17 protein-coding genes are annotated in these 19177 nt (G+C 65.4%); 9 read left to right on the forward strand and 8 right to left on the reverse strand.

All coding sequences use genetic code 11. The annotated features are described in order from the left end of the window. Positions 1-250 precede the first annotated feature (250 nt). Positions 251-2545 (reverse strand): adenosylcobalamin-dependent ribonucleoside-diphosphate reductase, encoded by a 2295-nt coding sequence (locus AC0J5K_RS16130; protein WP_274565759.1) that lies wholly within the window; start codon positions 2543-2545, stop codon positions 251-253. Positions 2546-2663: 118 nt separating this feature from the next. On the opposite strand from AC0J5K_RS16130, the gene AC0J5K_RS16135 reads away from it, so the two are divergent. Further along, entirely contained in the window at positions 2664-3095 is a 432-nt protein-coding gene (locus tag AC0J5K_RS16135; RefSeq protein ID WP_074839172.1) for a DUF1489 family protein, read from the forward strand. Positions 3096-3206: 111 nt separating this feature from the next. On the opposite strand, the gene hisG is transcribed toward AC0J5K_RS16135, so the two are convergent. Genes hisG through hisS form a run of 3 tightly spaced genes read right to left on the reverse strand, consistent with a single transcriptional unit; the run spans position 3207 to position 6558 of the window. Next, the gene (gene hisG / locus AC0J5K_RS16140) at positions 3207-3905 is read right to left on the reverse strand and encodes an ATP phosphoribosyltransferase (protein WP_048533380.1); all 699 of its coding nucleotides are present in this window, start codon (positions 3903-3905) and stop codon (positions 3207-3209) included. Beyond that, complete coding sequence (locus tag AC0J5K_RS16145) at positions 3902-5002, reverse strand: ATP phosphoribosyltransferase regulatory subunit (RefSeq protein ID WP_274565758.1); 1101 nt, start codon at positions 5000-5002, stop codon at positions 3902-3904. Before AC0J5K_RS16145 ends, hisG begins: the two co-directional genes overlap by 4 nt. Further along, positions 5002-6558, reverse strand: a complete 1557-nt coding sequence (hisS, locus tag AC0J5K_RS16150; RefSeq protein ID WP_274565757.1) for a histidine--tRNA ligase — start codon at positions 6556-6558, stop codon at positions 5002-5004. The genes AC0J5K_RS16145 and hisS overlap by 1 nt, the downstream gene beginning before the upstream one ends. 117 nt (positions 6559-6675) lie before the next feature. Between hisS and AC0J5K_RS16155 the strand changes: the two genes are divergently transcribed. Beyond that, complete coding sequence (locus tag AC0J5K_RS16155) at positions 6676-6882, forward strand: SlyX family protein (protein WP_048533383.1); 207 nt, start codon at positions 6676-6678, stop codon at positions 6880-6882. 3 nt (positions 6883-6885) lie between these two features. On the opposite strand, the gene AC0J5K_RS16160 is transcribed toward AC0J5K_RS16155, so the two are convergent. Then, entirely contained in the window at positions 6886-7605 is a 720-nt protein-coding gene (locus tag AC0J5K_RS16160; RefSeq protein ID WP_074839162.1) for a hypothetical protein, read from the reverse strand. Positions 7606-7752: 147 nt separating this feature from the next. On the opposite strand from AC0J5K_RS16160, the gene AC0J5K_RS16165 reads away from it, so the two are divergent. Both AC0J5K_RS16165 and AC0J5K_RS16170 read left to right on the forward strand, forming a co-directional pair. After that, the gene (locus AC0J5K_RS16165) at positions 7753-8805 is read left to right on the forward strand and encodes a Hint domain-containing protein (protein WP_274565756.1); all 1053 of its coding nucleotides are present in this window, start codon (positions 7753-7755) and stop codon (positions 8803-8805) included. Between the two features lie 99 nt (positions 8806-8904). Further along, a complete protein-coding gene (locus AC0J5K_RS16170; protein WP_274565755.1) occupies positions 8905-9219 on the forward strand; it encodes a DUF6525 family protein in 315 nt (104 codons plus the stop codon). A 182-nt stretch (positions 9220-9401) separates the two neighbouring features. Here AC0J5K_RS16170 and AC0J5K_RS16175 read toward each other — a convergent pair whose 3' ends face one another. Beyond that, positions 9402-9764, reverse strand: coding sequence for an ArsR/SmtB family transcription factor (locus AC0J5K_RS16175; RefSeq protein ID WP_274565754.1), 363 nt, complete (start codon positions 9762-9764; stop codon positions 9402-9404). A gap of 48 nt (positions 9765-9812) precedes the next feature. Here AC0J5K_RS16175 and AC0J5K_RS16180 point away from each other — a divergent pair, with 48 nt between their 5' ends. Further along, a complete protein-coding gene (locus tag AC0J5K_RS16180; protein WP_274565753.1) occupies positions 9813-10259 on the forward strand; it encodes an SRPBCC family protein in 447 nt (148 codons plus the stop codon). 29 nt (positions 10260-10288) lie between these two features. After that, positions 10289-10627 (forward strand): VOC family protein, encoded by a 339-nt coding sequence (locus tag AC0J5K_RS16185; protein WP_274565752.1) that lies wholly within the window; start codon positions 10289-10291, stop codon positions 10625-10627. Between the two features lie 154 nt (positions 10628-10781). On the opposite strand, the gene AC0J5K_RS16190 is transcribed toward AC0J5K_RS16185, so the two are convergent. After that, positions 10782-12476, reverse strand: a complete 1695-nt coding sequence (locus tag AC0J5K_RS16190; protein ID WP_074839146.1) for an acyl-CoA dehydrogenase family protein — start codon at positions 12474-12476, stop codon at positions 10782-10784. Positions 12477-12624: 148 nt separating this feature from the next. On the opposite strand from AC0J5K_RS16190, the gene AC0J5K_RS16195 reads away from it, so the two are divergent. Beyond that, positions 12625-13392, forward strand: a complete 768-nt coding sequence (locus tag AC0J5K_RS16195) for a sulfite exporter TauE/SafE family protein (protein ID WP_074839143.1) — start codon at positions 12625-12627, stop codon at positions 13390-13392. A gap of 84 nt (positions 13393-13476) precedes the next feature. Here the strand turns inward: AC0J5K_RS16195 and dnaE are convergent, their stop codons facing one another. Beyond that, positions 13477-17019: a DNA polymerase III subunit alpha gene (gene dnaE, locus AC0J5K_RS16200; RefSeq protein WP_274565751.1), complete on the reverse strand. Its 3543-nt coding sequence runs from the start codon at positions 17017-17019 to the stop codon at positions 13477-13479. A 121-nt stretch (positions 17020-17140) separates the two neighbouring features. Between dnaE and AC0J5K_RS16205 the strand changes: the two genes are divergently transcribed. Together AC0J5K_RS16205 and AC0J5K_RS16210 are read left to right on the forward strand one after the other, a co-directional pair. Beyond that, the gene (locus tag AC0J5K_RS16205) at positions 17141-18076 is read left to right on the forward strand and encodes a hypothetical protein (RefSeq protein ID WP_274565750.1); all 936 of its coding nucleotides are present in this window, start codon (positions 17141-17143) and stop codon (positions 18074-18076) included. Between the two features lie 9 nt (positions 18077-18085). Then, positions 18086-19009 (forward strand): glutaminase, encoded by a 924-nt coding sequence (locus AC0J5K_RS16210; protein WP_274565749.1) that lies wholly within the window; start codon positions 18086-18088, stop codon positions 19007-19009. Positions 19010-19177: the final 168 nt, after the last annotated feature.

Genomic DNA, 19177 nt, shown 5'->3' on the forward strand with positions numbered 1-19177 from the left:
GGTTGCGCTGTATGAGGGCTACACCGCATCGGGCCTGCTACCCGCGCGTTCAAAGGCGATAACTTTGAGTTCCCGTTGCGGACAAAATGGGTGTGTTCGGCCTTACAAGCCGTGAAAACATCGTCGAATAGAATTCTCCGAAAATGTCCGAGGTCGATTATAGGCACTTCACGAGGGTGCAATCTCGCGGATTACCCCTCGTGAAAGCATTCATTGCTCTACGGACTGCAAAGCAACTGGACTAAGCCTTTTAACCACTACACTTGCTATGCCCGCAAGACGCGCAGGTCATGCAGCCCTCGATCATCCGCATCTCGAACTGCCCGCAGGACGGGCAAGCTTTGCCGCGGGTGCCGCTTTCCAGCCCCACCACCTTGGCCGTGGGATCGGTTTTCAACCCCATCCCCTCGCCCTCGAGAAAGCCGGTCGCGATCATGTGGCGTTCGATCACGCCGCCGATCGCGGCCAGGATCGAGGGGATGTATTTGCCCTGCACCCAAGCGCCGCCACGCGGATCGAAGACCGCCTTCAGCTCCTCGACCACGAAAGACACGTCGCCCCCGCGTCGGAACACCGCCGAGATCATCCGGGTCAGCGCCACCGTCCAGGCGAAATGCTCCATGTTCTTGGAATTGACGAAGACCTCGAAGGGCCGGCGGTGGCCGCCCAAGACAATATCGTTGATCGTCAGATAGATGGCATGCTCGCTGTCGGGCCATTTAAGCTTGTAGGTCGATCCCTCCAGCTCCTGCGGCCGATCCAGAGGCTCGGACATATAGACCACCTCGGCATCCTGCCCCCCCGCGCCCCGGACTTGCTCCGGGGCCTCCGCCGGAACCTTTTCCGTGCCCTCTGCCACGCTCAGCACCGACCCGGTCACATCATTCGGCCGATAGGTGGTGCAGCCCTTGCAGCCGGTCTCATAGGCCTGCATGTAGACGTCCTTGAAAGCCTCGAAAGAGATGTCCTCGGGGCAATTGATCGTCTTGGAAATCGAGCTGTCCACCCACTTCTGCGCCGCCGCCTGCATCTTCACATGTTCCGACGGGGCCAGCGTCTGGGCGTTGACGAAATAGTCGGGCAGCGGGGCATCGCCCTTCATCTCGCGCCACATCTGCACCGCGTAATCGACAACCTCCTCCTCGGTCCGCGTGCCGTCCTTTTGCAGCACCTTGCGGGTGTAGCGATAGGCAAAGACCGGCTCGATCCCCGAGCTGACATTGCCGGCATAAAGCGAGATCGTCCCGGTCGGCGCGATCGAGGTCAGCAGCGCATTGCGGATGCCATGTTCGGCAATCGCGGCGCGCACGTCCTCGTCCATGGCGCGCATGGTGCCACTGGCCAGGAACTTCTCGGCATCAAACAACGGAAAGGCGCCCTTCTCCTTGGCCAGCTCCACCGAGGCCAGATAGGCCGCACGGGCAATCCGCTTCAGCCAACGCTCGGTCTGTGCCGCCGCCGCGTCAGAGCCATAGCGCAGCCCCTTCATCAGCAACGCATCCGCCAGCCCGGTCACCCCGAGACCGATCCGCCGCTTGGCCGCGGCCTCCTGCGCCTGCGCCTCAAGCGGGAATTTCGAGACATCGACCACGTTGTCCATCATCCGCACCGCGGTGGCGACCAGCGTATCAAGCGCCGCCTCGTCGATATGCGCGGCGTCCGAGAACGGATCACTCACCAGCCGCGCCAGGTTGATCGAACCCAGCAAGCAGGCGCCATACGGCGGCAGCGGCTGCTCGCCACAGGGGTTGGTGGCGGCGATCTGCTCGACATAGCTCAGGTTGTTGGCGGCATTGATCCGGTCGATGAAGATCACGCCGGGCTCGGCGTACTCATAGGTCGCCTTCATGATCCGGTTCCACAGGTCGCGGGCCTGGATGGTGTGATAGACCTTGCCATCGAAGTGCAGGTCCCAGGACCCGTCCGCCTTGACCGCCGCCATGAAGGCATCGGTCACCAGAACCGACATGTTGAACATGCGCAGCCGCGCGGCATCCTGCTTGGCGCCGATGAAATCCTCGATATCCGGGTGGTCACAGCGCATGGTGGCCATCATCGCGCCCCGGCGCGACCCGGCCGACATGATGGTGCGGCACATGGCGTCCCAGACATCCATGAAGCTGAGCGGGCCCGAGGCATCCGCCGCCACCCCGGTCACACCGGCGCCCTTGGGCCGAATGGTCGAGAAATCATAGCCGATGCCGCCGCCCTGCTGCATGGTCAGCGCGGCTTCCTTCAGCATGTCGAAGATGCCCCCCATGCTGTCGGGGATGGTGCCCATGACAAAGCAGTTGAACAGCGTCACCGACCGCGCGGTGCCCGCCCCGGCGGTGATCCGCCCGGCCGGCAGGTATTTGAAATCCTCCAGCGCCGCGTAAAACCGCGCGTCCCACAGCTCCGGCTCGGCCTCGGCGCGGGCGATGTCGCGGGCGATCCGCCGCCAGGTATCCTCGACCGAGAGATCGACCGGCGTGCCGTCCGCCTCTTTAAAACGGTATTTCATATCCCAGATCTGTTCGGCGATCGGGGCGGCAAAGCGGGTCATGGGGCGATTCCCTTTTTTCAGAAGGTGTCCAAGATACCGATAACTAGAGAACAGCACAACAACTTGAAGCCGCCCGAGGCCGGCCTACAATAGATGGACCGCAGGGGGCGGGATTCGCATGAGTGACCACATCAATCTTATCAAACTTTGTGTCGGCACCGAAACGCCCGACGATCTTGCCCGGTGGCAGGCCCAGCGCCGCAGGGACCTGCCCGACAAGCTGCCCCGCCATGTCACCCGCATGTGGCCCAAGCGGGCAGAAGAACTGCTCGCCGGCGGCTCGCTCTACTGGGTGTTCAAGGGCGTCTGCCTCGCCCGCCAACGGGTGATCCGGCTTGACGAGGTCATCGGCCAGGACGGCATTCCGCGCTGCGGCATTGTGCTCGATCCCGAGATCACCCGCACCACGCCGATGCCGCGCCGCCCCTTCCAGGGCTGGCGCTATCTCACCGCCGCGGACGCCCCGGCCGACCTGTCGGATCGCGCCCGCAAAGAAGACCCCCTGCCCGCCAGCCTCAACGCCGCGCTGGCCGAGATCGGCGTGCTCTGACCCCGGTCTTCTTCTCTTTGAAAATACCGCCGGGGGTCTGGGGGCAGCGCCCCCAGCGCCTGCGTGGCGTGAACGCAAGACAACCCGTGCGCACCGCGCCCCGCCGGAAACCTAGCCGCCCAGCCCCAGCGTCTCGCGCAGCCCGTCCAGCGCCTTGCGGTCGCCCGGGTCCAGCGCCGCGCCGCGGGCGCGGAACAGCGTCGCCTGCGATTTCAGCACCAGTCCGTCCGACAGGATCTTCAGGTGGTTGGCGCGCAGCGTCTCGCCGGTCGAGGTGATATCGGCGATGGCTTCGGCGGTGAGGTTCTTGACCGTGCCCTCGGTCGCGCCCTGGCTGTCCACCAGCTGGTAATCCGCGACCCCGGCCTCGCGCAGGAACTCGCGCACCAGCCGGTGATACTTGGTGGCGATCCGCAGCCGGAAGCCGTGGCGCGCGCGAAAGGCGGCGGCGGCGGCATCGAGATCGTCCAGCGTGGTGACATCGACCCAGCAGGCCGGCACCGCGATGATCAGGTCGGCATGGCCAAATCCCAGTTCGGCCAGCGGCTCGACCTGCTGTTCCCAGATCGGCAGCTTGTCCTGCACCAGATCGGTGCCGGTGACGCCGAGGTGAATGCGCCCGGCCGCCAGTTCGCGCGGGATCTCGCCCGCCGAAAGCAGCACCAGCTCGACGCCCTCGGCCCCGGTCACGGCGCCGGAATATTCGCGTTCGGAACCGGTGCGTTGCAGCGTCACGCCGCGGGCGCCGAACCAGTCGAAGGTCTTTTCCATCAGCCGCCCCTTGGACGGCACCCCCAGCTTGATCGTCATCGCCGGCCCTCCGAGAGCTTCAACACCAGGCCGGGGCGGATCACCCCGCCCACCGCCGGGATCGACCGGCCGCCGCCCAGCGCCGCGGTCAGCGCGTCATAGCGTCCGCCGGTGGCCACCGGCGGCAGGTCGGGGCGCGCCTCGGCATAGAGGCCAAAGACGAAACCGTCGTAATATTCCATCGAGGTGCGGCCGTAGCTGCCCTCGAATTCCAGCCCGTCGATGTCCACCCCGCGCCGGGCCAGCGCCTCGCAGCGCGCCGCCAGCCGGTCGACCGCATGCGCCACCCAGGGCAGATCGACGGCAATGTCGCGCAGCCGCTCGAGCGCATGCGGCAGCGTCTCGCGCACCGCCAGCAGCGCCTCGATCAGATCGACCTGCGCCACCGAAAGCGGCGGCGTCTCGGCATCCTCGCGCAGCCCGGCGATGCGCGCGGCAATCTCCGTTTCGCTGCGCAGCCCGACGTGCTGGCCCATGCGCGCCATCGGGTCTGCGTGCGCCAGAAGCGCGGCGCGGCTGGCCGGCGCCGGGCTGCGGCCGGCAAACCGTTCGAGCAGCGCACGAAAGCGGCGCGGGCGCCAGATGTGACGGCGCAGCGCCGCCTTGCGGCGTTCGGTGGTGTCGAGCCCCTCGACCGCGGCCTTCAGCAAGCCGATATCGCCGGTGGCGGCACGCAGCGGCAGATCGCCCAGCGCGCCGGCGATCCGCACGAAGACATCCGCCTCGGTCAGCGCCGGCTCCGAGCGGTCGAACACCTCATAGCCGACCTGCAAATATTCGCTGTCGCGCTCCGGGTTCTCGTCCTGCCGGCGGAACACCGCGCCGGAATAGGTGTAGCGTGCCGGCTCCACCGCGCCGTTTTTCATCGCGTCCATGTGCATCTGCACCACCGGCACGGTGAAATCCGGCCGCAGCATCTGCTCGCCGCGCAGCGCGTCGGCGGTGACATAGGCCCGGCCACGGATATCCTCGCCATAGAGGTCGAGCAGGGTCTCGGCGGGTTGCAGCACCGGGGTCTGCACGACCTTGGCGCCCGAAGCTTCGAACCCAGCGCGCAGCCGCTGGGCTTCCTCGATGATCGCAGCTCTTTCCGGCATCAGCTCTGCGCCTTCAGGATGTCGCGCACCTTGGCGACAAGCTCGGACCGGGGCACCTCGAATTGCGAGGGCCGTTCCTTCCACTCTTCGAGCGTGGCATTTTCCGCGATCTGCGCGCCAAGCACCAGGTCCTTGATCTGGATGACGCCGCGCGCCGCCTCGTCGCTGCCCTCGATCACCGCCACCGGCGACTGCCGCTTGTCGGCGTATTTGAGCTGGTTGCCGAAGTTCTTGGGATTGCCGAGGTAGACCTCGGCGCGGATGCCGGCCTGACGCAGCTCGGCCACCATGGTCTGGTATTCCGGCATGCGGTCGCGGTCCATCACCGTCACCACCACCGGGCCGCGCTCGGCAGTCGAGACCCGGCCTTTCTCGCGCAGCGCGGCGAGCAGCCGGTCGACCCCGATCGACACCCCGGTCGCAGGCACCGCCTGGCCGGTGAAGCGCTTGACCAGATCGTCATAACGCCCGCCGCCGGCGACCGAACCGAACTGCCGCGGCCGGCCCTTTTCGTCGGTGATCTCGAAGGTCAGCTCGGCCTCGAACACCGGGCCGGTGTAATAGCCGAGGCCGCGCACCACGGAAGGGTCGATCTCGATCCGGTCGGGGCCATAGCCTTGCGCCGCAAGGAGCGCGGCGATCTGTTCCAGCTCGGCGACGCCCTCGGCGCCGACTTGACTGTTTCCAACGGCTTCGCGCAAGTTTTCGATGGTTTCACTCGAACTGTTGGCCTTGGACGTAAGGAACCGGATAACTCTATCTGCTGCCTCGTTGATCAGGCCAACACCGTCAATGAAAGCCCCGGACGCATCTTTGCGGCCCTTTGTCAGTAGCGCCTTCACGCCTTCAACACCAACTTTGTCGAATTTGTCGATCTGACGAAGGACGTCATCTTTCGCAATTCTCTCGATGTTTCTCCGAACCATCTCCGAATAAAGCGCTTCAGCAGCTTCGCCAACAGTCATTGAGCGCGGGTTTAGAAGCAGGTCTTCGCTCAGCCCAATCGCCTCGAGCACGCCGTTCAGAACCTTGCGGTTGTTCACCCGCACCACATAATCGCCGCGCGCAATCCCCACCGCTTCCAGCGTGTCCGACAGCATGGCGCAGATCTCGGCATCCGCTGCCACCGAGGGCGCGCCGACGGTATCGGCGTCACATTGATAGAACTGGCGGAACCGCCCCGGGCCGGGCTTTTCGTTGCGCCAGACCGGGCCCATGGCATAACGGCGGTAAGGCGTCGGCAGATCGTTGCGGTACTGCGCATAGACCCGCGCCAGCGGCGCGGTCAGGTCATAGCGCAGCGCCAGCCAGCTCTCATCCTCTTCCTGCCAGGCAAAGACACCCTCGTTCGGGCGGTCGACATCGGGCAGGAACTTGCCCAGCGCCTCGACGGTTTCCACCGCCGACGACTCCAGCGCATCGAACCCGTAGCGATGATACACCCCGGCAATGGTCTGAAGCATTTCGGCCCGCTCGGTGACCTCATGCCCGAAGTAATCGCGAAATCCCTTGGGGGTGATCGCCTTGGGGCGGGGCTGTTTCTTCTGCTTGGCCATGGCAGGCTCCGGGTTCTCTTCTCGCGCGTCCGTGTAGCCGGAAGGCCGCCAAGGGGCAAGCGCCCCGCCCCTGCATTTCAGCGCGACACCGCCCGCCATTGCGCTATAACCCACCCCATGACCGATCCCCTGCTCAGCGTCGAAGAACGCCTCGCCCACCTGATCCGCATGATGGATGACATGTCAGACGTGATCGCCCGACAGGACGGCGAAATCGCCCGCCTGCGCCAGCAGGTCGACATGCTGATGCACCGCGAGGCCGAACGCCAGTCGGAGCAGCCTGGCGGCGTGGTGCTGGGCGACGAACGCCCGCCGCATTACTGAGGCTCAGGTGCCGCCGCTCTTGACGTCGGTCTCGATCACGTCGCCGCGGTGCAGCAACATCTCGAACCAGGTGGCATTGTCGCCGTATCGCTCGTAGGCGCTGACAAAGACGGTGTCTTTCTCGAGCTTGCTCACCCGCTCGCCGCAGGGCTTGCCGCTGGCCACCCGACAGATCCGCGATTTGATCTGTTCATAGGCGGTGTCGGTGGCGGAATAGGGATGCACCTCGGCCGGCAGACCATAGCGCAGCATCTCATGCATGCCCGGTGCCCCGAACATGGCGACAGCGGCGGTAAAGGTGCGCGCGCAGCCATCGTCGAAACCGGTGATGTAGAACGGATGCGGCGTGGTCTTGCCCGGCGCGCTGTCATAAAGGCGATAGGCGGCACGCGGTTCGGGAAAGGCCGCGATCTCGGCGCCGCGCTTGTCGCGCGGCAGATCGCAGACCGGCTTGACCTGGCCGAAGGACAGCAAGGTTCCGGCCGGCACCGAGGGCGGCGCTTCACGCCCGGCCCCGCCGCCGCCCAGCATGCGGCTGAACAGGCCCGGGCGGGCCACCGGCTCGTTCGGCGACGTCGGCGCGGCCGCGACGGCGGCCGGCGGATCCTCGGCCAGCTCGAGATCGGACAGGCGGTCGACGCCCGACAGCGGATCGCCACAACCCGAGAGCCCGATCAGCGCGGCCCCCAAGGCCAGCGCCCTGAAAGCGACAGCGTGTTTCATGGCGCGGGCATATCCCAGGCGGGGGCCGTCCGTCCAGTCTCGGCAAGATTGCAACGGCTGTTTCCCGCGCATGGCTTACGCATTTCCAAACCACGGAAACCTTGGTATAGATGAGGCAATAAAAATATAATTGAGGTAGAGCTGGGAATGAAAGCGGGCTATCGCGGCACGTTTGTCATCTCCTGGTCGCAGACAGAAATCGACGGTTTCGCCGCGGCATCACTCTCATCCCTGAGGGTCGGTGCAGGCTGGAGCTGGCAGGGCGACGCTTTGTGCGTCGATGGCCCCAATGATGTCTTGCGGCTCGAGGGAGCGGACGGAAACGAAGCGCTGCGCAAACGCGCGGCACGCAAGGTACAACGATTGGTGGGCACGGCACTCACCGGACAGCAGAGCACACCCCCCGAGGCAAGACCGGCGCCGGCGGACGAGAGCTGCTTTGTCGTCACCGACGGGCTCAGAAGCTATGCGATCACGGTGATTCCGGCCGGGCGCGAACGCCTGCTGATGTTTGTGGGCGAGATGCCGCCGCGCGACATGCCGCTTTGGGTGGTGAGCCTCGACCTGGCGCATCAACAACGCGCCGAGGCCGACGACCCCGGCGTCATCTGCTTTACCCCCGGCACCCTGATAGACACCCCCGATGGCCCCCGTCCGGTCGAGGAACTGCGCGAAAGCGACCGGGTTCTGACGCGCGACAATGGCCCGCAAGAGGTGCTCTGGACCGGCGCGCGGCGGATGACGGGCGCGCGGCTCTATGCCATGCCCGAACTGCGTCCGGTGCGGATTTTCGCCGGCGCCTTCGGCACCGACAGGCCCGAAACCAGCTTTCTGGTCTCGCCGCAGCATCGGCTGTTGCTGCGCGGCGCCCAAATCGAGGCGCTGTTCAACACACCCGAGGTCCTGGTGGCCGCCCGCGATCTGGCCGACACGCCCTGCGCCCAGACCGATTATGCCGCGCGCGAGGTGACCTATGTGCACCTGCTGCTGCCCCGGCACGAAATCCTCTGGGCCAATGGCCTGAAAACCGAGAGCTTCCATCCGGCCAGCGCCCAGCTCTCGACCCTGGACGCAGAGGACCGCGCCCGGCTGATCGCCGGGCTGCCCGAGGTCGAGCACGATCCGCAGGCTTACGGTGCCTATGCCCGGCGCAATCTGACTTCCAGCGAATTTGCGGTTCTGAAACACCGCGCGGCCTGAGCGCCCGAGACCCGGCATTGCCCGGGTCTCTTCGCGGCTTGACGGAAGTTACGTTATTACATTACGTATCGGAACACGATCCTTCCGACACGGCCTTTCATGACCCAGACCCCGCCCGGCAATTCCGGCGATACCTCCTTGCGGCGCCGGCGGCACCGCGCCGATCCGATGCGCGCCTATGACAACCTGCCGCGCGAGCTGCGGCGCTGGCTGGCGTCGGCGGTGCTTCCCTGGGGCGCCAAATCCGCGCGACGCGCCTACGACCGGGCGCTCGCCCGCACCGGGACGCCCCAACTGGCCCTGCGCGAGCTTGATGCCCTGCAACAGCGGCTGGTCACCCGGGATGCTCATCAGGTCTGGGGGCCGGGACATCCCGGGTGTCCACCTGCCCGCGCCAGCCACCGCGCGTCATAAGAAGCGCGCACCAAGAACCCAAGCCCCGTACCGGATGCGGTGCATCGCGACTGCGCCGGCGCAGTGCGGTCGGCGTGTCACCGAGCGATGGCTCACGCAGATTTCCGCGTGGGCGTGTCACACTAAAGGTCTGCGTGCGGACACAGCAGACCGGTCACCCCGTTCGGGCTTTCTGCTGCAACTCAGACTTTGCTCTTGTCGGCAGTGCCCGCCGATCTTGCCTCGGTTTCGGCCAGCGCCTCCAGATCCGCGAGCATCCTGACCGCGTGCGCCGCATAAGGCCCGATCCAGCGCTTCTGAACGTCGTGGATCGGGAGGGCATCGAGATGGTTCCAGCGTTCCCGGCCGCGCCGCTCGACAACCACCAGGCCGGCTTTCTCCAACACCGAAAGATGCTGCATCACGGTGCAGCGGTCGAGATCGGTCAGCGCCTCGCAAAGGGCGCCGGTGGTCTTCGGGCCGTCCTTGATCAGGTCGAGGATGCGCCGCCGCGCCCGATGGCCAAGCGCCTTGAACAAGGCATCAAATTTATCGTCGATTGACATGTTATGTTTTTATAACATGATGAGGGGGAAGCAAAGAGGATTCGTCTCATGGAATTGAAGTTCACCGTGGCCGGGCGCATCGCCAAACCCATCGAGGAGGTTTTCGAGGCCGTGGTCGCCCCTGATCGCTTATCGCAGTATTTCACCACCGGCGGGGCACGGGGCCGGCTGGAAACCGGGGCCGAGGTAACCTGGGACTTTCATGATTTTCCCGGCGCCTTCCCTGTTCTGGTGCAGGAGGTCGTTCCCAACCGAAAAATCGTGCTGCAATGGGAGGCGGACGGGAAAACCGCCACCTGGACGACCGTGACCATGGAATTCAGCCCACTGGACGACGGTCGCACGCTGGTGCGGATCAGCGAATTTGGCTGGCCGGAAACAGAGGCAGGTCTGACCTCGTGCTTCGGCAATTGCGAAGGCTGGACCGGGATGCTCTGCGCCATGAAGGCCTGGCTGGAGCACGGGATCAATCTGCGGGACGGATTCTACAGGTAAATCGATTGCTGAAAGGGGAGAGGCAACGCATGGAACCGGGAAAGAACTTGGCCATCAAGGTGCCCCTGCACCGCTGGTCGGAGACCGTGGCCTTCTATCGCGACAAGGTGGGGCTGACGGTCACCCGCGAGCTGGACACCAGTATAGGGTTCGAATTCGGAAACATGACCCTGTGGATCGATCGCGTCCCGCAGCAGAGCCAGACGGATGTGTGGATCGAACTGTTCGACGACGATCCCGACGCCGCCCTGTCGCGCCTCGGCAGCCCCAGCCGGGACGAGTTGGAGCCGCTGACCAATGTGGTCGGACACTGGACATCGGATCCGGCCGGAACGGTGATCCTCCTGCGTCGAGAGCAGATGTCCTGAGGCATCAATTGGCTGGCGCCACCCGGCTGTTGGCCGGGTGGCTTCCTTCGGCTTCGACATCCTTGCGAAGCGGCCGTTGCGGCCTCGTCAGCGGAGGTCGACCGGCAACACATCGGGCAAGGGGCGGACGGCGAACCGGGCGGGCGCTTCCGCGTCAGCGGGGATCGAGCAATCGGCGTGCAATCACCTGCGCCTGAATTTCCGCCGCGCCCTCGAAGATGTTCAGGATGCGGGCGTCGCACAGGATGCGCGAGATGGTGTATTCCAGCGCAAATCCGTTGCCGCCGTGGATCTGCAACCCGTTGTCCGCCGCCGCCCAGGCGACACGCGCGCCCAAGAGCTTGGCCATCCCGGCCTCGAGATCGCAGCGCCGCCCCTCGTCCTTTTCTCGCGCCGAGAAATAGGTCAGCTGACGGGCAACCATGATCTCGACCGCCATCATCGCCAGCTTGCCGGCGACGCGGGGGAACTGGATCAGAGATTTTCCGAATTGCTTGCGGTCGAGCGCATATTGCATCGAGACATCGAGCGCCGATTGCGCCACGCCGATGGCGCGGGCGGCAGTCTGGATGCGGGCGGATTCAAAGGTCTCCATGAGCTGCTTGAAGCCCTTGCCCTCTTCGCCGCCAAGCAGGTTCTCGCCTTTCACATGGAAGTTGTCGAAGCCGAGTTCGTATTCCTTCATCCCGCGATAACCCAGCACTTCGATCTCGCCGCCGGTCATGCCTTCGGTGGGGAAGGGATCGGCCTCGTCACCCGGCGTCTTTTCCGCCAGGAACATGCTCAGCCCCTTGTAATCGCTGGTTTCCGGGTCGGTGCGCGCCAGAAGGGTCATCACATGGGTGCGCGCGGCATGGGTGATCCAGGTCTTGTTGCCGGTCACCCTGTAATCGCCGGTCTCGTCCCTGATCGCGCGGGTGCGCAGCGATCCAAGGTCAGAGCCGGTGTTGGGCTCGGTAAAAACTGCCGTCGGCAGCTTCTCGCCCGAGGCCAGCGCTGGCAGCCAATGCGCCTTCTGTGCATCGGTGCCGCCGGCAAGGATCAGCTCGGCGGCAATCTCGGAACGGGTGCCCAGCGAGCCGACACCGATATAGCCGCGCGACAGCTCTTCCGAAACGACGCACATCGAGGCCTTGGAGAGACCGAAACCGCCAAACTCCTCGGGGATGGTCAGGCCAAAGACGCCCATCTCGGCCAGTTCCTCGATGATCTCCATCGGGATCAGCGCGTCCTTGAGGTGCCACTCATGCGCAAAAGGCTCGACCTTTTCGACCGCATAGCGGCGGAACTGGTCGCGGATCATCTCGAGCTCTTCATCCAGACCGGAGGCGCCGAACATCGTCGCCCCGTGCTGCGCCTGCATAAGCTCGACCAGCCGCATCCGCGCGGCAGTGGTATTGGCGCGGGTCAGCAGGGTCTCGATCTCGGGCGTGTCGAGCACCGCCAGCTCCGCGGCATCGACGCCGAAATCGCGCGGCCGCACGATCTCGCCCTGGTTCATCGGGATGCCGCCGCGGATCTGCGCGAGATATTCGCCAAAGGCAATCTGATGGATCAGCGCCTCAAGCTCGCCGAACCGGCCCTCGGCCGCCATCCGCTCGGCCCAACCCTGCATTTGTCTGAGCGATTCCAGATAGGTGGCCAGCCAGGCCAGACCATGCGCCGCATCCTGATTGGCCTCGACCAGTCTGGCCGAGATCCGGCCATCAGAAACCACGAGAGCCCGCAGATGGGCGCGGGATTTGTCGAAGATCGCCGCCACCGGGGCAATCGCCGCGCCGGTAAGGGTAAGAAGATCGGGCAGTTGCACACTTGCCTCCACGGTCACGTCCTGTCCGTCATGGGCCATGAATCGTCATCCTTCTGCTATCCTGCACGTGCATAATGCCTTCGCAGTCGCAGCGCAACAAAAATACGTTTTTCATCGCCAGTCATTGCAAAAATTACCCACGCACTTTCCGAATGCGGCGGCGGATCGGGCATGGTAGGGCGCTGGCATGGAAGCACCATCGCCCGAATTCACCATCCTGATCCTTGCCGCCAGCGGCATGGTCGCGCTTTTGGCCGGGGTGATCAAAGGCATGGTGGGTTTTGCCATGCCGATGATCATGATTTCGCTCCTGGGCATCTTCCTGCCGCCGGATGTGGCGCTGGCCGGGCTGATCCTGCCGACCCTGCTGTCGAACGGCGCCCAGGCGCTGCGCCAGGGGGTAGGCCCGGCGGTGGCCTCGGTCAGACAGTTCCGCATCTACCTGTTGGCCGGCGCGGTGATGCTGGTGGCCTCGGCGCAGCTGTATGCCTTTCTGCCGGTCTGGGTGCTGTTTCTGGCGATCGGTCTGCCGATGGTGCTCTTCAGCCTGGTGCAGCTCATGGGGCTGCGCCTGCGGCTGAGCCGCCAGACCCCCTGGGTCGAAATCGTTCTGGGCGGCGTTTCCGGCTTTATCGGCGGGCTCTCCGGCGTCTGGGGGCCGCCGCTGGTGGCCTATCTCACTGCGCTGCACACGGAAAAGCGGTTGCAGATGCGCACTCAGGGCGTGGCCTTCGGGCTGGGCGCGGTGTTGCTGCTGGTGGCACATTCCGGCAGCGGCGTGATCCGCGGCGAAACGCTGCTGTTTTCCGCCTGGCTCTGCGTGCCGGCGATGATCGGCATGTGGCTGGGCGGACGGGTGTCCGACCGGATCGAGCAGGAGGTGTTCCGCCGCGCCACGCTGGCGGTGCTGCTGCTGGCCGGGCTGAACCTGATCCGCCGCGCCTATTTCGCCTGACCGCGTCCCGGACCTGATCCGGGACCCCCCGGTCCTCGCCCATGCGCAATCCGTCTCGATGCGCCGGACCGGCCAAACCGGACCCTAGACCTCTTCCACCGCCATCACCCCCGGCAGGCTCTTCAATGCGCCCTTGATTTCCGGGTTCACCGGAAATTCCGCACCGGTGTCGATCTCGACCTCGCCGGGCAGGGCCGGGTCCATCAGGTAGAGAAAGATCGGGCCCCGCGCCGCCTTTTGCACCTTGCCCGCCGCCTCGGAAAGGATGGTGGCGACCGAGGGAATCGCCCCCGGTTCCTCGACAAAGACCTTGAGGCCGATCGTGCCGGCATCCGCAACCGCCGCGTCGATCGGCGCCACCGACCGGCCCAGCAGCTTGAGCTGGTCGCTCTCCATCGTCGCCTCGACCGTCACCACCACCTTGGCCCCGGTCTCGAGATGTTCGCGCGATTTCTCCAGCGTTTCCGAGAACAGCGTGACCTCATAGGCGCCGGTGGTGTCGGAAAGCTGGCAAAAGGCAAAGCGGTTGCCGCGCGCCGATTTCCGCTCCTGCCGCCCGGCGACGACACCGGCCAGCTTGGCAACGCAGGGGCTGCGTTCGGCCTTGGCCATGACCTCGTCGAGGGTCATCACGTCCTTGCGCTTGAGCGAGGCCATGTAATCGTCGAGCGGATGGCCAGAGAGGTAGAACCCCACCGCCTTGAACTCTTCGGCCAGCCGCTCGGCGGGCAGCCAGTCGTTCACCGGCGCCAGACGCGGCTCGGGCAGGTCGTCGCCGGCCTCGCCAAAGAGCGAGACCTGGTTGGAATTCTTCTGTTCGTGCACCGCCGCCGAATAATTCACCAGCGCATCGAGCGATTCGAAAACCCGGCGGCGGTTGGGATCGAGCTGATCAAAGGCCCCGGCCCGCGCCAGCATCTCCAGCGGCCGCTTGCCGACCCGCTTGAGATCGACGCGACGGGCAAAATCGTAGAGCGTGGCAAAGGGTTTTTCCTTCGCGCCCCGGGCTTGATCCGGGGCCTCGTGGCCAAGGCCCTGCCGGCCTTCGACCACCAGCTTCATCGCCTCCAGCCCGACGTTCTTCAACGCGCCCAGCGCATAGACCAGCGCGCCGTCGACCACGTCGAAGCTGGCCTGCGAACGGTTCACGCAGGGCGGAACCCAGGGCAGGCCGAGGCCCTTGCGGACCTCCTCGAAATAAGTGGCGAGCTTGTCGGTCAGATGAATATCGCAGTTCATCACCCCGGCCATGAACTCCACCGGGTGGTTCGCCTTGAGCCAGGCGGTCTGGTAGCTGACCACCGCATAGGCCGCCGCGTGCGACTTGTTGAACCCGTAGTTGGCGAATTTCTCCAACAGGTCGAAGACCTCGGTGGCCTTCTTCTTTTCGACACCGTTTTCCGCCGCGCCCTTTTCGAACTTCGGCCGTTCGGCGTCCATCGCCTCCTTGATCTTCTTGCCCATGGCGCGGCGCAACAGGTCGGCGCCGCCAAGCGAATAGCCCGCCATGACCTGGGCGATCTGCATCACCTGCTCCTGATAGACGATGATCCCCTGGGTCTCTTCCAGAATATAGTCGATCAGCGGATGCACCGAGGTGATCTCGCGCAGCCCGTTCTTGACCTCGCAATAGACCGGGATGTTCTCCATCGGGCCGGGACGATAGAGCGCCACCAGCGCAACGATGTCCTCGATGCAGGTCGGTTTCATCCGCTTGAGCGCATCCATCATGCCCGAGCTTTCCACCTGGAACACGGCGACGGTCTTGGCGGCGGCATAAAGCTTGTAGGTCGCCTCGTCATCGAGCGGGATGGCGTTGATCTGGTTCTCGGCGCCCTCTGCCGGCTCGTAAAGTTCGACGCCCCCGGCCGAGACATGCAGCGGCCGACCGGATTTGAACACCAGGTCCATGGCATTCTGGATCACCGTCAGGGTCTTGAGGCCCAGAAAGTCGAACTTCACCAACCCGGCCTGTTCGACCCATTTCATGTTGAACTGGGTCGCCGGCATGTCCGAGCGCGGATCCTGATAGAGCGGCACCAGCGCATCCAGCGGCCGGTCGCCGATCACCACCCCGGCGGCATGGGTCGAAGCGTTGCGCAAAAGCCCCTCGACCTGCTGGCCATAGGTCAGCAGCCGGTCGACCACCTCTTCGTTCCTGGCCTCTTCACGCAGCCGCGGCTCATCCTGCAAGGCCTTCTCGATCGAGACCGGCTTGACCCCCTCGACCGGGATCATCTTGGACAGGCGGTCGACCTGGCCATAGGGCATCTGCAACACCCGGCCGATGTCGCGCACCGCCGCCTTCGACAGCAGCGCACCGAAGGTGATGATCTGGCCCACCTTGTCGCGGCCGTATTTCTCCTGCACATAACGGATCACCTCTTCGCGACGATCCATGCAGAAGTCGATGTCGAAGTCCGGCATGCTGACCCGCTCGGGGTTGAGGAAGCGTTCGAACAGCAGTGAATAGCGCAGCGGGTCAAGGTCGGTGATGGTCAGCGCATAGGCCACGAGGCTGCCGGCACCCGAGCCCCGCCCCGGCCCCACCGGAATGTCGTTGTCCTTGGCCCACTGGATGAAATCGGCAACGATCAGGAAATACCCGGGAAACCCCATGCCCTCGATGATACCGAGCTCGAAATCCAGCCGCTTCTGGTAGTCCTCGACCGAAACCGCATGCGGGATCACCGCCAGACGAGCCTGCAACCCCTGGTTGGCCATGCGGCGCAGTTCGGCCACCTCGTCATCGGCGAATTTCGGCAGGATCGGGTCGCGGCGATAGCAGCCGAAAGCACAGCGCTGCGCGATCTCGACGGTGTTCTCCAGCGCCTCGGGCAGATCGGCAAAGAGCGTCGCCATTTCCTGCGGCGATTTGAAATAATGCTCCCGCGTCAGCCGCCGCCGGGCGTCCTGCTGATCGACATAGGCCCCCTCGGCGATACAGATCAGCGCATCATGCGCCTCGTACATCTCGGGCTTGGGAAAATAGACGTCGTTGGTCGCCACCAGTGGCAGCGCCATCGCATAGGCCATCTCGACAAGCCCGCGCTCAGACCGGGCTTCGGCCTCCGGCAATCCACTTTCGCCGGGATGGCGTTGCAGCTCGACATAAAGCCTGTCGCCGTAGATCCCCTTGAGCCGCTCCATCAGCGCCTCGGCCGCCGGCCTCTGGCCGCGCCGGAGCAGCCGCCCCACCGGCCCGTCCGGCCCGCCCGACAGGCAGATCAACCCCTCGGCATTGGCCGCCAGCTCCTCCAGCGTCACCTGCGGCACCTGCCCGCCCTTGTCGACATACAGGCAGGTGTTGAGCTTCATCAGGTTCTCGTAGCCGCGCTCGTTCTGCGCCAGAAGAACAACCGCCGCCGGGTCCACCGGCTTGTCGCCCGGGTTGAGCGCCACATAGGCCACATCGACCTGACATCCCATGATCGGCTGCACCCCGGCAGCCTGGGCACCGACCGAGAATTCCAGCGCGCAGAACAGGTTGTTGCTGTCGGTCACCGCCAGCGCCGGCATGCCCATCTCGGCACAAAGGCCCGGCAGCTTCTTGAGCCGCATGGCGCCTTCCAGAAGCGAATATTCGGTATGGGTGCGAAGATGGATGAATCGGGGGGAGCTCGTCATGCGCGCACATTAGAACGGCGCCCGGCACGATGGAAGCGCAACGGCCGCTTCCGTCGAACCGCCGCAATTTCGTCACAATTGGCAAGAATAAACGGCCTGAATGCCACAACCTTAAAGAGCAATGGCCAATCACCATTCCCCCGGGGACGTCATACCCTTCGACTGGGCTCCGGTGTCCCGCGCCGGCCGGCACAGTCTCCGGCGCCGCTGCCTGTCAGCCGCCGCGCGCCTGTGCCCGGCGGCGACCGCACGGCTGCTGGCGCGGCGCTACCTCACGCCGTCGGGCAGTTTCATCGCCAGGGCGGAGACCGACCCCGGTTTCGCGATTGTGCCCGCGGGCCGGCAGGTGCTGCTGCGCTTTGGCGGGGTGGCCGGGTCGGCTCCGGCCCGGCGGCTGCTGATCGTGCCCGGCCACAATGGCCATGTCCGGCAGTTCGGCCGCCTTCTGCGCTGCCTGCGCGAAACCGGGGCATCGGTCGATCTTCTGGTCCTGCCCGGCCATCTCGGGCCGAAGCCCCGGCTGTGCAGCTTCGGCGCGATTGTCGGGGCAGTGCGCGAGGTGGGCGCCCATGGCGGCCCGTATGACGCAGTAATCGCCCATTGCGTCGGCTGCAACGCCAGCCTGCTGGCAATGGAGGATGTGCCGCTCGCGAAAAAGCTGGTGTTTCTCTCGGCGCCGCTGACCCTGCCGAACCTGGTGCGCTTCGCCGGCCGGCAATACGGCCTGCGGCGGCGCTGTCTGGCGCGGTTCGTGGCCCAGGTCAGCCGGCTCGGCGCCCCCTATCCGATCGACATCCCCTGGCAGCCGCTGGCCGCGCGCCGCTCGGAGCCACTGCTGGTGATCCATGCCCGCAACGACTATGCGGTGCCGGTCTCGGACGTGGCCGGCATCGGCGCGGCCTGGCCCGGGGCGCGGCTCGCCCTGCTCGACACCGGCGATCACAACACCATCCTCGGGCAACGCGGCGCCATCGACCGGATCCTCGCCTTCCTGCAAGAGCGCCCCGCCCCGGGCACGCCCGCGGCCAAGAGTGGACAAGTGTCGGAAATGCAGTAGCGTCCAGTCATGGCCGATCTCGACACCCTGCCCGCCTTTCTCGAAACCCTCGATGCCGAGGTCCGCGACGCGGCCGACTGGGGCGAGGTCGCGGGCTACATCCCCGAACTGGCCCGCATCGACCCGGCGCAATTCGCCATCTCGGTGGTGCTGGCCGATGGCCGGCTGATGCGCGCCGGGCAATACGCACAACGGTTTTCGATCCAGTCGATTTCCAAGGTCTTTTCACTCGCCTGCGTCCTCGCCCGGTTCGGCGAAAGCATCTGGCACCGGGTCGGGCGCGAACCGTCCGGCGACCGGTTCGATTCCATCCTCCTGCTCGAACAGGAGCACGGCCGCCCGCGCAACCCCTTCATCAATGCCGGCGCGCTGGTGACAACCGACGAGCTGCTGGCCGGCCGCGCGCCCAAAGAAGCGCTGTCCGAGATCATCGACTTCATCCGCACCAGCGCCGGCGACAGCGACATCCACTTCGACGCCGAGGTCGCGGCGTCAGAAACCGAAACCGGCCATCGCAACCGGGCGCTGGCGCATTACCTGCTGAGTTTCGACAACCTGAGAAACCCGCCCGAGCTGGTGCTGGGCACCTATTTCCACCAATGCGCCATCGAGATGACCACCGATCAGCTGGCCCTGGCCGGGCGCGGCATCGCCGGGCTGGCCGACGCGCCCCTGAAGCTGTCGGAGGTCAAGCGCCGCCGCATCGCCGCCCTGATGCTGACCTGCGGGCATTACGACGGCTCGGGCGATTTCGCCTTCCGCACCGGGCTGCCGGGAAAATCCGGCGTCGGCGGCGGCATCCTGCTGGCGGTGCCCGGTCGCGCCTCGGTGGCGATCTGGTCGCCGGGGCTCAACGCCTGGGGCAATTCGCGGGTCGGCACCGAGGCGGCGGAACGGCTGGCGCGGTTCACCGGATGGTCGGTTTTCGGCTGACCGGCCCTGCCCATCCGGCAGGCAGCGCCGGTTTTTTCTGCACCGCGGCCAAGGAAATGCTTGCAAGGCCCGATCCGCGCTTTCTAATCTGTCCGGACAGGCACGCAGGTTTTCTACGCCGCATCGAAGACCCGCAGCACAGGTGCGCAAGGTAGAGCGGCAGGTCAT

It is taken from the genome of Marinovum sp. E3 (genome assembly GCF_055755275.1).

Coding starts and splice junctions, on each gene's coding strand:
- AC0J5K_RS16130 (WP_274565759.1), bottom strand. CDS start 2,545: ATGACCCGCTTTGCCGCCCCGATCGCCGAACAGATCTGGGATATGAAA.
- AC0J5K_RS16135 (WP_074839172.1), top strand. CDS start 2,664: ATGAGTGACCACATCAATCTTATCAAACTTTGTGTCGGCACCGAAACG.
- hisG (WP_048533380.1), bottom strand. CDS start 3,905: ATGACGATCAAGCTGGGGGTGCCGTCCAAGGGGCGGCTGATGGAAAAG.
- AC0J5K_RS16145 (WP_274565758.1), bottom strand. CDS start 5,002: ATGCCGGAAAGAGCTGCGATCATCGAGGAAGCCCAGCGGCTGCGCGCT.
- hisS (WP_274565757.1), bottom strand. CDS start 6,558: ATGGCCAAGCAGAAGAAACAGCCCCGCCCCAAGGCGATCACCCCCAAG.
- AC0J5K_RS16155 (WP_048533383.1), top strand. CDS start 6,676: ATGACCGATCCCCTGCTCAGCGTCGAAGAACGCCTCGCCCACCTGATC.
- AC0J5K_RS16160 (WP_074839162.1), bottom strand. CDS start 7,605: ATGAAACACGCTGTCGCTTTCAGGGCGCTGGCCTTGGGGGCCGCGCTG.
- AC0J5K_RS16165 (WP_274565756.1), top strand. CDS start 7,753: ATGAAAGCGGGCTATCGCGGCACGTTTGTCATCTCCTGGTCGCAGACA.
- AC0J5K_RS16170 (WP_274565755.1), top strand. CDS start 8,905: ATGACCCAGACCCCGCCCGGCAATTCCGGCGATACCTCCTTGCGGCGC.
- AC0J5K_RS16175 (WP_274565754.1), bottom strand. CDS start 9,764: ATGTCAATCGACGATAAATTTGATGCCTTGTTCAAGGCGCTTGGCCAT.
- AC0J5K_RS16180 (WP_274565753.1), top strand. CDS start 9,813: ATGGAATTGAAGTTCACCGTGGCCGGGCGCATCGCCAAACCCATCGAG.
- AC0J5K_RS16185 (WP_274565752.1), top strand. CDS start 10,289: ATGGAACCGGGAAAGAACTTGGCCATCAAGGTGCCCCTGCACCGCTGG.
- AC0J5K_RS16190 (WP_074839146.1), bottom strand. CDS start 12,476: ATGGCCCATGACGGACAGGACGTGACCGTGGAGGCAAGTGTGCAACTG.
- AC0J5K_RS16195 (WP_074839143.1), top strand. CDS start 12,625: ATGGAAGCACCATCGCCCGAATTCACCATCCTGATCCTTGCCGCCAGC.
- dnaE (WP_274565751.1), bottom strand. CDS start 17,019: ATGACGAGCTCCCCCCGATTCATCCATCTTCGCACCCATACCGAATAT.
- AC0J5K_RS16205 (WP_274565750.1), top strand. CDS start 17,141: ATGGCCAATCACCATTCCCCCGGGGACGTCATACCCTTCGACTGGGCT.
- AC0J5K_RS16210 (WP_274565749.1), top strand. CDS start 18,086: ATGGCCGATCTCGACACCCTGCCCGCCTTTCTCGAAACCCTCGATGCC.